This is a genomic window from Actinoplanes awajinensis subsp. mycoplanecinus (assembly GCF_001509495.1).
In the GTDB taxonomy this organism is placed as follows: domain Bacteria; phylum Actinomycetota; class Actinomycetes; order Mycobacteriales; family Micromonosporaceae; genus Actinoplanes; species Actinoplanes palleronii.
The window spans coordinates 62,119-73,736 of sequence record NZ_LLZH01000121.1; the positions used below are offsets into that span (position 1 = coordinate 62,119).

Here is an 11,618-nt window from a genome sequence, read left to right on the forward strand (position 1 = left end):
TGTTCGTGTCGTACCTCTAGGGCACAGTCGAAGTCATGCGCGCCATCGTGATCGAGGACAAGCAGCTGCTCTGGACCGAGGTTCCGGATCCGGAGCCGGGCCACGGCGAGGTCGTCATCGACGTCACCGCCGCCGCGGTGAACCGGGCTGACCTGCTGCAACGCCAGGGCCACTACCCTCCGCCGCCCGGTGCGCCGGTCTATCCGGGGCTGGAGTGCTCCGGGGTGGTCAGCGCGGTCGGCCCGGGTGTCGACGGTCACCACGTGGGTGAGCGGGTCTGCGCGCTGCTGGCCGGCGGGGGTTATGCGGAGCGTGTCGTGGTGCCGGCCGGTCAGCTGCTGCCGGTGCCGACCGGGTTGTCGCTGGTCGAGGCGGCCGCGCTGCCCGAGGTGGCCTGCACGGTCTGGTCCAACACGGTGTCGCACGATCGGCTGCGGGCCGGTGAGACGTTGCTGGTGCACGGCGGTGGCAGCGGGATCGGCACGTTCGCGGTGCAGCTGGGCAAGGCGCTGGGCGCGACGGTGCTGGTCACCGCGAGGTCCGCGAAACACGAGAGGCTGCGCGCGCTCGGCGCCGATCTCACCATCGACTATCAAACCCATGATTTCGTACGATCAGTGCACGAAACCACCGGTGGCCGCGGCGTCGACGTGGTGCTCGACATCATCGGCGCGACGTATCTCGCCCGCAACATCGAGGCGCTCGCGCCGGGCGGCCGGATCTCGGTGATCGGCTTCCAGGGCGGCACCCGCGCCGAGCTGGATCTGGGTGCGCTGATGGCGAAACGCGGCACCATCTCGTCCACCTCGTTGCGCGCCCGCCCGGTGCCGGAGAAGGCGCGGATCGTCGCCGGGGTCCGCGATCAGGTGTGGCCACTGGTCGCCGCCGGTGTGGTGAAACCGGTCATCCACACCACGTTCCCGTTGGCCGAGGCAGCCGCCGCGCAGGAGCTGATGGCGTCGAGTGATCACCTCGGGAAGATCCTTTTGCTTCGCTGATCACCCGATCGAGGGAATATCCTCTGGAAGATTTGCCGGATAAAGTCCCATTTGCGGCGAGTCGTGGCGGCGGTCGGCCGTGGTCAACCCAGCATGGACGGACAGCGCGTCCGATTCTCGGGTGCGCCAAGGATCTGTTCGCTGGGGGACACCGTGACGTACACACCACACCGGGCCACGACCATCCGGGTGATCGACCCGGATGACGAGGGTGTGGACGAGTGGGCGCTGCGCTGGCGGACCCGGGTCTGGGTGGGCGGTGGCATCGTCGCCGCCCTGGCCCTGATCACGTTCGGCATCTGGGCGGTGGCCACCGCCGACCGTCCGGCCGGTGGCCCGGTGGTGGTCCGCGGACTGCCCGCGGCCGATGCCGCCGACACGGCGCCCGGCGGATTCGCGGTCCGGGTGAAACGCGTGCGGTGCGGGGTTTCCGCGGTCGGCCCGGACGGATGGGAACAACGCGCGGACGGCCAGTTCTGTCTGCTGGACGTACGCGTCACGAACAACGGCGTCGAGCCGGAACTGTTCGACAGTTCGGCGCAACGCGTCTACGACACCACCGGAGCAGCCTACGCGGTTGCCGCCGAGGCTGCGGTTTTTCTCAATGATGACAGCCCGACACTGCTCGACGAGATCCGTCCGCGGACCTCGGTGAACGGGGTTCTGCCCTTCGATGTTCCGAAGGATTCCCAGCTCAGCGAGGTTTCTTTGCACGGCTCGATGACCACGCCCGGCATCCGGATGTCACTGCCGGCAGCCGAACAGTGATGTCCCTTTATCTGTTCGAGATCGAGGGATTAATTATCTGAATCCAGCCACATAGCAATTCCAGGTGTGTTGGCATGGTCCACGGAATACCAAAGTTGTCCGGGTTCCCATTGCTCTGTCTCGACGGGGTAATAGCGCGGCACCGCACCATCCGCCGCGCTGAGATGGGATTCGCGCGAGTGCCCCGGGCCTATTTCGGAGGCAACACTGCACGGTACGTCCACACGCCGCGTGCTGACCGCCGGCGCTCTAGCGCTGGCCGTCATCGCACCGGCCGTAGACCCTGCCGAGCACGCCGCGGAGGCCTTCCAAGCCCCGCAGGCCCTGCCGGCTCACCCGGAACCAGCGGTCTTCGGACCGCGCCTGGTTCCGCCCGCCGGGCACCAGCTGGACGGTCTCGCCGTCCACGGGTTCCCGGGCGGAATCGACTCTTCGGGCGGCTTCGACGAGAGCTTGTACCAGCGGCGTCAGACCACTTCCGAGCGGGCGACCCGGGCGATGATCCGTCGTTCGACAGCGGTGCGGCCGGTGCCGGTGACTCCGCTGCGGGTGCGCCCGGTCACCGCACAGCCGCTCCGGCGGCCGGTGACGGAGCAGCAGCGCCCGGCCTCCGAGCGGCAACGGCCGTCCGCTGAGCGGCAACGTTCGTCCGCTGAGCGGCAACGTTCGTCCGCTGAGCGGCAACGTTCGTCCGCCGAGCGGCAGCGTCCGGCGACTCGGGAGGCGCACCAGCCGCCGGCCAGGGAGGCCCGGCAGCGGCCGGAGCGGGCCGTGCGCCGGGTGGTCGCCCAGCGGCGGACCACGGTGTCGCACCGGGGCATGGTGCGCAAGACCGTGCGACGCACCGTGGAACGGCCGCTGCGGGCCACTCGGGGCGGGATGAACGCGGTGATCGCGTACGCCAGGTCGCAGGTCGGCAAGCGGTACGTGCACGGCGGCGAGGGCAGCAGGGGCGGGTTCGACTGCTCGGGGCTGACCCGTCAGGCGTACGCCCGGGCCGGGATGCGGCTGCCGCACTCGTCCGGCGCGCAGGCTTCCCGGGCCCGTCGGGTCCCGCGGGGGCAGGCCCGGCCGGGTGACCTGGTGATCGGGCCGGGGCACGTGGGCATCTACATGGGCCGCGGCATGATGATCGACGCGGGGAACCGGCGGACCGGGGTGAGCTACCGGAAGGTCTATCGCGGCCTGCGGGTGGCCCGGATCCCGGGTTCCTGACCTGCCGGCCACGAACGGCAGCCGGCCGACGACAGGTGCCGCCACGGACAGCAGCCGGCACCCGCCGTGTGGACGGGTGCCGGCTTGCTTGTGGCCGCTGTCGCGTGCCGATCACGGCCAGGCGCGGGGATCTCTGCCACACGCACCCGGTCGGATGTCTGACAGAAGCATCGCCCAGGATCACCCCGAGGGTGCGCACCACCTGTGCGTTTACCCTTTTCGAGTGACGGGCGCCGGCAACGTGGGTGAAAGGCGGGCGACACCTCCGGCGGTTACCGTCGGCTAATCGTGGGAAAGCCAGACGAGTTCAGACACCACGCCGGAGGACCCGATGAGTCTTGACCGAGCTCTGGCCCCCGATCCGTACGACATCCTGCCGCAGGTCCCCACCTTCACGGTGACCAGCGCGGACGTCACGGACGGGCAGCCGCTCGACGAGTTGTACGCACACACCAGCACCGGCGGGAAGAACCTCTCGCCCCAGTTGTCCTGGTCGGGATTCCCGCCGGAGACCCGCGGGTTCGTGGTCACCTGCTTCGACCCGGACGCGCCCACCGGCAGTGGCTTCTGGCACTGGGTGCTGGTCAACCTGCCGGTCTCGGTGACCGCTCTTGATCGGGGTGTCGACCCGTCGCCGGAGGGCGCGTTCTGCGTCCGCAACGACTACGGTGACCGCGCCTACGGCGGTGCCGCGCCGCCGCCCGGCGACCGGGTGCACCGGTACGTGTTCGCGGTGCACGCGATCGACGTGGACGCCCTCGAGGTCACGCCGGACGCGTCGCCGGCTGTCGTCGGCTTCAACCTGACGTTCCACACCCTGGCCCGGGCCACCCTGCGAGCGACCTTCCAGGTCCGCGCCTGACCGCTCGCCCTGGCCGGATCTCGCCGGCTGGGTCTCCCCGGCCGGTCTCCCGGCCGAGGAGGCTCGGCTGACGAGACCCTGGCAAACAGCGAGGCGACGGCCGGATGGCCGTCGCCTCGAGGTGTTCGTGCGGGTCAGCGGGGCGTGCGCGCCACCGCGAAGACCGACTGGCCGAACGGCGGCTTGACCACGCGCTCGGCTGCCTTGGTGACCGGCAGGACCAGGCTGTCATACACCTTGACCATCGGGCCCTCCTTCGGCGCCAGCTTGAAGATGCTGGTCGCGCCGTAGTAGCCGATCAGGCCCAGCGCGTTCGCGTAGTGGAGCTTCTCCATCTCCAGGCCGGCCTCGGCGAAGGCCGCACCGAGCGTCTTCTTCGTGTACCGGCGGATGTGCCCGGTCGCGATGTCGACGTTGCTCATCGCGAACATGAAGGCCGGCACGATGATGATCACGCGGCCACCCGGGCGGACCAGCTCCGACATGCTCCGCAGCGCGCCCACGTGGTCCTCGATGTGCTCGAGCACGTTGTACGAGACGGCGGCGCTGTACTCCCCGGCGGCATCCTGCGCGGGCAGCAACATCTGCCGCACCTCGATGTTCCGGTGGTCGGCCATCCGCTCCTTGAGCAGGACCAGCCGATCGGGGTCGGCCTCCGTCGCGGTGAACCGCGGGAGGTGCTCGGCCCACTCGATGGCGTAGTCACCGAGGCCGCTGCCGATCTCGATGGGGTTGTCCCCGAGGTATGGGAGAGCGAGCTCGACGAACCACCGACGGTGGTTCACGGCCGTGGCGAGGCCTTCGAGCACTTCGGACTGGATCCGCTGGTCTCCAGTGATGTCTGCCATAGGTGAGGTTCCCTCATCTTGCCGATCTGAGCTGACAGCGGGACCGGTGAAGTTAACCATCTAGAGCCGCTATCCGAAAGTTGAGCACCGGGTCACGCAGATTTTTTGGCCTGATTGAGACATAGCCCGGACGGCACTTCGATGGGTTACCCGGCTCCGACGGGCCGGACAGAGAGTGATCCATGGACACGCGGAAAACACGCGTACATATCGTCTCTATCACGCTGCGGGCGCTCACTGCGGAACTCTTCGCAACCTCGGTTAGGCTCGCCGATGCTATGACGATTACGGGTTTTGACTCGACGGGCCAGACCGCTGGTGAGAACGTTCTGCCGCCTCGCCAAGTGACCGCAGCCGAGGACCTGGACGCCGAGCTGCGCGCACTTGAGGACGGCATGACAGCGGCCGCGCCTGCCGCTGTCGCGCCTGCCGTGGAAACGACCGAAGAGCAGGCCACAGCGCCTGCACGCGGTCGTCCTCTGTGGCGCGTGCCAGCCTGGCGGGACGTTCTGGCAATAGTAAGTTTCCTTGCTGTTGCGCTCTTCGTCACAGCGCCGTTGTGGCTCAATCTTGATCATGAGTTGCGAGATGATCCACAGGATCAGGCTTTCTTCGAGTGGATGCTGGCGCACGGTGCCCGAGTGCTCACGGATGGCGTATATCCGTTCTTCTCGGATCGCATGAATTACCCCGATGGGGTGAACATGATGGCCAACACGTCAGCGTTGGCCGTTTCGCTGCCACTGACGCCCATCACTCTTCTGTTCGGCCCACATGTGGCGTTCAACGTATTCTTGACCGGCGCATTGGCATTAACCGGTTCTTCATGGTATTTGGTGCTCGCCCGATACCTGGTGTCCTCGCGGCTCGCGGCCTGGGTCGGCGCCCTGTTCTGCACGTTCGCGCCGAGCATGATCTCGCACGCGGCCGGCCACCCGAACATCGTCTCGCAGTTCCTCATCCCGCTGATCATCTGGCGGACGCTGGAATTGCGCGTGCCCGGCCGGGCGATGCGCAACGGCCTTCTTCTCGGCGGCCTGCTGATCTGGCAGGCGTTCATCAACCTCGAGATCCTTTTCATGACCGCGGTCGGACTCGGCGTTTTCTGCGCGGTGATGGCAGTGGTCCGCCGCAAGGGGCACCGGGGTGAGGTGTTCGCGTTCCTGCGCGGGCTCGGTGTGGCCGCCGCCAGTGCCCTCGCGGCCCTGGCCTACCCGCTCAGCGTGCAGTTCTTCGGCCCGCAGTCGTACGCCGGCTTGTCCGAATACGTTCGGAGCTTCGGCGCCGATCTGGGCTCCTTCACCGCCTACTCGACGCACTCGGTCGCCGGGAACTCGAGCGTGCCGCTGGTGCTGGCGCAGAACCCGTCCGAGCAGAACGCGTTCTTCGGCTGGGGCCTTGTCGTCCTCTTCTTCGGGCTGATCCTCTGGCTCCGGCGCAGCGCCGCGGTGCTGACCCTGGGCTTCCTGGCCGTGCTCTTCGCGGCGATGTCACTCGGGCCGCACATCGTGCTGAACGGCGTGGACACCGGCATCCCGGGCATCTGGGCGTTCCTGCATCACCTGCCGGTGCTGAACTCGGCCGTACCGACCCGGTGGGCGATGGCCATCGCGCCGGTCGTCGGGATCGTGCTGGCGCTCGGCTGCCAGCGGGCCGCCGACCTGATCGAGACCCAGCCGCACACCCGCGGGCCGGTCCGGGTCGCGATGGTCACCGCGGTGGCGATGGCGCTGGTGCCGCTCGTCCCGATCCAGCTGGCCAGCGTGCCGATGGAGCCGGTGCCGGCGTTCGTCACGTCCGGCGCGTGGAAGCAGTTCGTCGACGACGAGCACACCGTCGTCACGCTGCCACTGCCGGACAGCAACTACCCGGACCCGCTGCGGTGGAGCGCGTACACCGGGCAGGACATGCGGATCGCCGGTGCTTATGCGCTGCTGCCGAACCAGAACCCGCAGGATCCCGGGGATCACACGGCCGCTTTTGCTCCGCCGTGGCGGCCGACCAGCGGGCTGATGGCGTCGATCCGGCAGGGGAACCCGACTCCCGAGGTGACCGACGCACGCCGGGAGATGACTCTGGCGGATCTGCGGTACTGGAGAGCGGGCGTGGTGGTGCTGACCCCGCAGACCCGGGACATCGAGATGCTCCGGACCATGTCCGACCTCGTGGGGTTCCGGCCGGTCTGGAACGGTGGGGTTTGGGTGTGGGACGTTCGGTCGCTGGTCGACGATCCGGATGCGGTGATCGTGGCTTCTGATCGCGGTTGAGCGGTTTTTGCGGGCTTGCGGTCGATCGGTTTTTGCGGGCTTGCGGTTGAGTGGGTTGCTTGCGCGAGGTGGGCGGTTTTGGGCGGGATGGCCCACTCCGGGCGGTCAGGCTTGATCCCTGCGTGGGCCATCCCGCCCAAAACCTTTCCTGGCGGGGGTTTCCGGCCGCGCGTTTCGGATTTTTCTGGTTGGCCGGGGGTTCTGTGTGCGGGTTTTCCTCGGGCTTTTTGAGGGTTGCTGATTTTTGGGGCTTGAGTTTTTTTTGGGCTCGTCTCGGTGGCTGGTGGGTGGCTTGCGGGTCACGTGGTGGAGTTAGTTCTGATTTTGACTATCGGGGCGTGGGCTGGGCTTGCGGTGGGTTGCCGACCTTTGGGTCGGCTTTTTTTATTTTTTGGTACGTCCGGAGCCGGGTCCGGCGGTTGCTGGCGGGTCGTCCGTTTCGGTCCCGGGGGATCGGTCCGTGGCTCGGTCCGGTCCTCCTCGGTTCTTCTCTGGCGGGGTCCGGGAGGGGGCGGAGGGTCTCGGATCGTCGAGAAATCCGGGGTGCCGGGGGAATGATCGATTACGGATCGCTGCGGCCGTAATTCGGTAAAACGCAATTCGGGTGGTTTTCGGCAATGCTGACGCGCTGGGGCCGCCAATGTGGTCGCTGACTCGCCACCGTGCCGCGCCGTGCCGTGCCCTGCCTTCCGCTCGCGCTTCCCGGCGCATGCTTTCGGGGCCGGTGGGGGCGGTAGGTGTCCGCGTTGTGGGGTTGCGTGCTGCTGTGGCCCCTATGGGGGCGGTGGGCGCACGCAAGCCTTGATCGCGTGCTGTTGGCGACCCTGGAGCTGACCGAGTGCGGGCACTCACCGCCCCGCCGGCATTGGGGCGTGGGTTTGTTGGCCCAGCGGCACCGAGTGTGGGCACTCACCGCCCCGCCGGCGGTGGGTGGGGTCAGGGTTTGATGCAGCAGCCGGGGCAGATCTTCGGCTGGGGGAGGGTGAAGGCCAGGCAGCAGGTTTTGCGCTGGACGTCCAGCTGGCCGTGGGTGGTGGGGACCAGGTCGATCAGGTCGCGGATGCCCAGGGTGGAGAGCAGGAGGTCGATCGAGGTGGCGGAGGGGCCGGGGGTGGTGTCGGCGGAGCGCAGGATGCCGTAGGCGATGCCCGAGGCCAGGGAGCCGAGCAGCAGGCGCTTGCCGAGGCGGACGCGGCTGTGGAAGGCGTCCAGCAGCGGGGCCAGGTGCTCGTCGAGCAGGCTGCGGCGGAACTCGGCGAGCAGGGCGGCCTCGTCCGGGACGACGACGGCGTCCGGGTGGCCGCGCAGCGCCAGATCGTCGGTCGGCAGGACGGCGATCGGGGTGCCGGCGCGGACACCGATCGTGATCAACACGTCCGGGTTGGTGAAGCTCATCATGGTGTTACCGGCTGTGATCAGCGGGACGCGGCGGGCCGAGACCCATCCGAGGACCGCCGGCAGGGCGAGCCAGTAGGCATACGTCTTCCAGGCGAGCGCGGCGGCGGCGTGCGGCTGCGCGTTCCAGCGGCGGCCGGCCGACTCCAGCAGAGTGTCAAGTGCGGGGCCGGTGAGCAGTTCGGTGGTGGACCATCCGGGCTGGTCGGAGACGATCAAGCCGGGCGCCAGGGCGGGCACGTAGACGCCGCCGAACATGGCCTGCAGCGTCGCGTTCACGGGAGCCAGCGGACGGAATCCGGCGAGTTCCAGGGTGACGGTCACACGTTCACCAGCTTCTCCACCTCACCGCGTGCGGGCAGTGCTCTCAGGCGACCGAGCGTACCTGATTAAGGGTAGCCTAACCAACTACGGCTAGGGATCTTTCGGGCGAATACCCTCTGCCATGATTACCTAACGTAGCGTGGTGGGGCTGCCGGTTTTGTCAAGGTACCTGTCGGCAACGCGCTACTAGCCCCATCCGGACACCGGGTCCCGGCGACACTGAGTGTGCCGTCGCGAAGGGGACATCCGTGATGACCACCTCGCCCGTTGACCGGGCCGCAGATCAGTTCGTGACGGCGCTTGCGCAGTGGCGCGTCGAGCGTGGGATGACCAAAAAGCAGCTCGCTGCACGCATGGGCTTCGATCCCTCCTACGTCAGTCACGTCGAGGGGCGACGCCACAAACCGACCGAGGACTTCGCCCGCCGGGCCGAGGCGGTGCTGGGTGCCGGCGGCGCGATCTGGCAACGCTTCCAGGAGTACGACGAACTCCGCCACGCGCGGGGTTCCGCACTGCACCGGGACCCGCCGGTGCCGCTCCAGTGGCTGCCGCCGGGCACGGGCCTGGTGGTGGAACGCGAGATCGCCGAGCTGGCCTACGTCGGCGGGGCGTATCGCTGCCGGGTGGTCCGGTCGCTCTACAACGCCGGTGTCGAGCCGGTCACCCGCTACCTCGTGAAGATCGCCATCGACCGATACCCGAACGACCCGGCCGGCTCCAACCGGCATCACCGGGAGAACCCGCTGACGTTCGAGGAGATGGACGTGCACGCGCTGGCCGGCGAGGGTGGCGCGGCCGAGCCGATGCAGTGGCGGGTCAAGCTCGACCGGGACGCGGCCAAGGAGTTCTGGCTGCTCTTCGCGAACGAGCAGGGCCAGTTCCCGCTCTACCCCAACGAGCGCACCACGATCGAGTACGCGTACACGGTCGGCGAGGAGAAGTGGGGCCAGTGGTTCCAGCGGGCAGTCCGGCTGCCCACCCGCTCGCTGACCGTACGCCTGGATTTTCCGGAAATCTTCGAGCCCACCGTGTGGGGGGTCGAAGTGTCGCTGGCCGCCGAGGTCCCGGTGCGCAGCCCGCTGGAACGCCGCAACGAGGGAGGTCGTGCCATCTTCGAGTGGTCCACCGATCAGCCCCTGTTGAACGCCCGGTACCGCCTCGAGTGGCGGTACCGCGGCGCCGACGCCCCGAAATACGACGAGCTCGGCCCACCCGAACCACCGGTCCTGCCCCGCGCCTCGCACCGGATGCGCGGGATCGGCATCGTGCAGCGCGGCTCCGACCTGCTCCGGCAGCGGTCCCGGCACTTCCAGCTGCCCCGGGAGGGGCCGGCCGCCCGGGAGACGGTCACCCGGCTGCTCACCTCGCTCGCCCAGCTCGAGGACCTGCACGAGTTCACCAAGGGGGTGGGCCTGTCCGCGCCGCAGATCGGGCTGACCGTGGCGGCCGCCGTGGTCCGCCCGCCGGATCGGGAGGTCGAGCCGGTGGTGCTGCTCAACCCGCGGGTGGTCGGTGAGTCGGCGGAGTGGGACGAGCAGTACGAGGGCTGCCTGTCCTTCTTCGACTACCGCGGGCTGGTGGCCCGGCCGCTGCGGATCGAGGTGGAGCACGCGAGGTTCGACGGCGCCCGGGTGGTGACCGTCTTCGAGCGGGCGCTGGCCCGGCTGATCAGCCACGAGATCGACCACCTCGAGGGCAGGTTGTACGTGGATCGGATGAAGCCGGACGCCAAACTGGTCCCGGTCACGCAGTACGAGCAGAACGGCCGTCCCTGGGACTACCAGAACTAGTCGCTGAAACTGTCGTACTTGATCCGGATCGACGGGACCTGCAGCTCGGCGAGCTTGGTCAGGCTGGCCTTCACCATCGCGCCGGAACCGCAGACGAAGAAGTCGTGCTCGTTCCACGGTCCGTACCGGGCCACCACGTCGGAGATGTTGCCCTGCTCGCCGGGGAACGTGGGATCGTCGCTGCAGGCGGTGACCACGGACAGCCAGGGGTAGCGGGCGGCCAGCCGGTTCAGGTCGGCCAGGTCGTACAGGTCCTCGCGGGTCCGCGCGCCGAAGAAGACGTGCACCCAGCGGGTCCGGTTGTACCGGGTGAGTTCCTCCAGCAGGGATTTCACCGGAGCCAGGCCGGTGCCCCCGGCCACGAACACGGCGTCCCGGGTCGATCTTCGGTCCAGGGTCATGGTGCCCATCGGGGCGGCCAGCTTGATCATGTCGCCCACCTGCAGCCGGCGGACCAGGGCGCTGGACACCCAGCCGGCGCCGAGCGCCCGGACGTGGAACTCCAGCGTGTTGTCCCGGCGCGGAGCGTTCGCCGGGGAGTAGGTGCGCCACAGTCGAGGCTGGTACTTGGTCGCCTCGAGGCTGAGGTACTGCCCGGCGCGGTACTCCAGCGGCTGCAGCGGCAGCACGGTGAAGACCGCTATGTCGTGCGAGCGGCGCTCGTGCGCGACCACCTCGCCGTACCAGTACGGCGGATTCTGATCAGCGTCCGCGCCGGCCAGCATCTTCGCGGCGATCACCGCGTACGCGTCGGCCCAGGCCTGGTCGTACTCGACACCCCACTGCTCGCCCGCGAACGCGCGCATGGACTCGATCAACGCCCCACCCACCACCTCGTAGTGCTCCGGGATCACGTGGAACTTGCGGTGGTCCCGTCCGAGCGCGCGCAGGTAGTCGTCGAACTGTTCGGGGTCCTCCAGGGTCTGCACCGCGGTCACGATCGCGTTCAGGAGCCGGGTGCGCTGCACGTCCATGTGCACCGGGAACAGGTCGCGGAGGTCCGGGTGCGACAGGAACAGGCGGGCGTAGAAATAGCCGGCCACCTTGTCCTGATGTTCCTCGACGAGGCTCCAGCTCTCCTTGAGCAAACGTGCGAGGTCTCCCATGCATTCAGGGTGGTCAGCACAGTCAGGAACGCGACGCACCAAAAG

At 68.4% G+C, this 11,618-nt stretch carries 9 protein-coding genes; 6 read left to right on the top strand and 3 right to left on the bottom strand.

The genetic code is table 11. The features are described 5' to 3' along the window. The first annotated feature begins 35 nt into the window (after positions 1 to 35). From ADL15_RS15490 to ADL15_RS15505, 4 genes are all read left to right on the top strand, one after another. The gene (locus ADL15_RS15490) at positions 36 to 998 is read left to right on the top strand and encodes an NAD(P)H-quinone oxidoreductase (protein WP_067690480.1); all 963 of its coding nucleotides are present in this window, start codon (positions 36 to 38) and stop codon (positions 996 to 998) included. 153 nt (positions 999 to 1,151) lie between these two features. Next, positions 1,152 to 1,766: a DUF4352 domain-containing protein gene (locus tag ADL15_RS15495; protein WP_232344112.1), complete on the top strand. Its 615-nt coding sequence runs from the start codon at positions 1,152 to 1,154 to the stop codon at positions 1,764 to 1,766. Between the two features lie 528 nt (positions 1,767 to 2,294). Then, positions 2,295 to 2,981 carry a C40 family peptidase gene (locus tag ADL15_RS55320; RefSeq protein WP_232344114.1) on the top strand — a complete coding sequence of 229 codons (687 nt, stop codon included), beginning with the start codon at positions 2,295 to 2,297 and terminating at the stop codon, positions 2,979 to 2,981. 331 nt (positions 2,982 to 3,312) lie between these two features. Next, complete coding sequence (locus ADL15_RS15505) at positions 3,313 to 3,843, top strand: YbhB/YbcL family Raf kinase inhibitor-like protein (RefSeq protein WP_067690483.1); 531 nt, start codon at positions 3,313 to 3,315, stop codon at positions 3,841 to 3,843. A 134-nt stretch (positions 3,844 to 3,977) separates the two neighbouring features. On the opposite strand, the gene ADL15_RS15510 is transcribed toward ADL15_RS15505, so the two are convergent. After that, on the bottom strand, positions 3,978 to 4,691 hold the full coding sequence (locus ADL15_RS15510; protein ID WP_067690486.1) for a class I SAM-dependent methyltransferase: 714 nt from the start codon (positions 4,689 to 4,691) through the stop codon (positions 3,978 to 3,980). A gap of 395 nt (positions 4,692 to 5,086) precedes the next feature. Between ADL15_RS15510 and ADL15_RS15515 the strand changes: the two genes are divergently transcribed. After that, on the top strand, positions 5,087 to 6,958 hold the full coding sequence (locus tag ADL15_RS15515; protein ID WP_083971313.1) for a glycosyltransferase family protein: 1,872 nt from the start codon (positions 5,087 to 5,089) through the stop codon (positions 6,956 to 6,958). Positions 6,959 to 7,894: 936 nt separating this feature from the next. On the opposite strand, the gene ADL15_RS15520 is transcribed toward ADL15_RS15515, so the two are convergent. After that, positions 7,895 to 8,611 carry a hypothetical protein gene (locus ADL15_RS15520; protein WP_067690954.1) on the bottom strand — a complete coding sequence of 239 codons (717 nt, stop codon included), beginning with the start codon at positions 8,609 to 8,611 and terminating at the stop codon, positions 7,895 to 7,897. A gap of 317 nt (positions 8,612 to 8,928) precedes the next feature. On the opposite strand from ADL15_RS15520, the gene ADL15_RS15525 reads away from it, so the two are divergent. Then, the gene (locus ADL15_RS15525; RefSeq protein WP_067690489.1) at positions 8,929 to 10,467 is read left to right on the top strand and encodes a peptide deformylase; all 1,539 of its coding nucleotides are present in this window, start codon (positions 8,929 to 8,931) and stop codon (positions 10,465 to 10,467) included. Here the strand turns inward: ADL15_RS15525 and ADL15_RS15530 are convergent. Continuing rightward, entirely contained in the window at positions 10,464 to 11,573 is a 1,110-nt protein-coding gene (locus ADL15_RS15530) for a globin domain-containing protein (RefSeq protein WP_067690491.1), read from the bottom strand. The genes ADL15_RS15525 and ADL15_RS15530 overlap by 4 nt on opposite strands. Positions 11,574 to 11,618: the final 45 nt, after the last annotated feature.

Coding starts and splice junctions, on each gene's coding strand:
- ADL15_RS15525 (WP_067690489.1), top strand. CDS start 8,929: ATGACCACCTCGCCCGTTGACCGGGCCGCAGATCAGTTCGTGACGGCG.
- ADL15_RS15520 (WP_067690954.1), bottom strand. CDS start 8,611: ATGTTCGGCGGCGTCTACGTGCCCGCCCTGGCGCCCGGCTTGATCGTC.
- ADL15_RS15505 (WP_067690483.1), top strand. CDS start 3,313: ATGAGTCTTGACCGAGCTCTGGCCCCCGATCCGTACGACATCCTGCCG.
- ADL15_RS15490 (WP_067690480.1), top strand. CDS start 36: ATGCGCGCCATCGTGATCGAGGACAAGCAGCTGCTCTGGACCGAGGTT.
- ADL15_RS15530 (WP_067690491.1), bottom strand. CDS start 11,573: ATGGGAGACCTCGCACGTTTGCTCAAGGAGAGCTGGAGCCTCGTCGAG.
- ADL15_RS15515 (WP_083971313.1), top strand. CDS start 5,087: ATGACAGCGGCCGCGCCTGCCGCTGTCGCGCCTGCCGTGGAAACGACC.
- ADL15_RS15510 (WP_067690486.1), bottom strand. CDS start 4,691: ATGGCAGACATCACTGGAGACCAGCGGATCCAGTCCGAAGTGCTCGAA.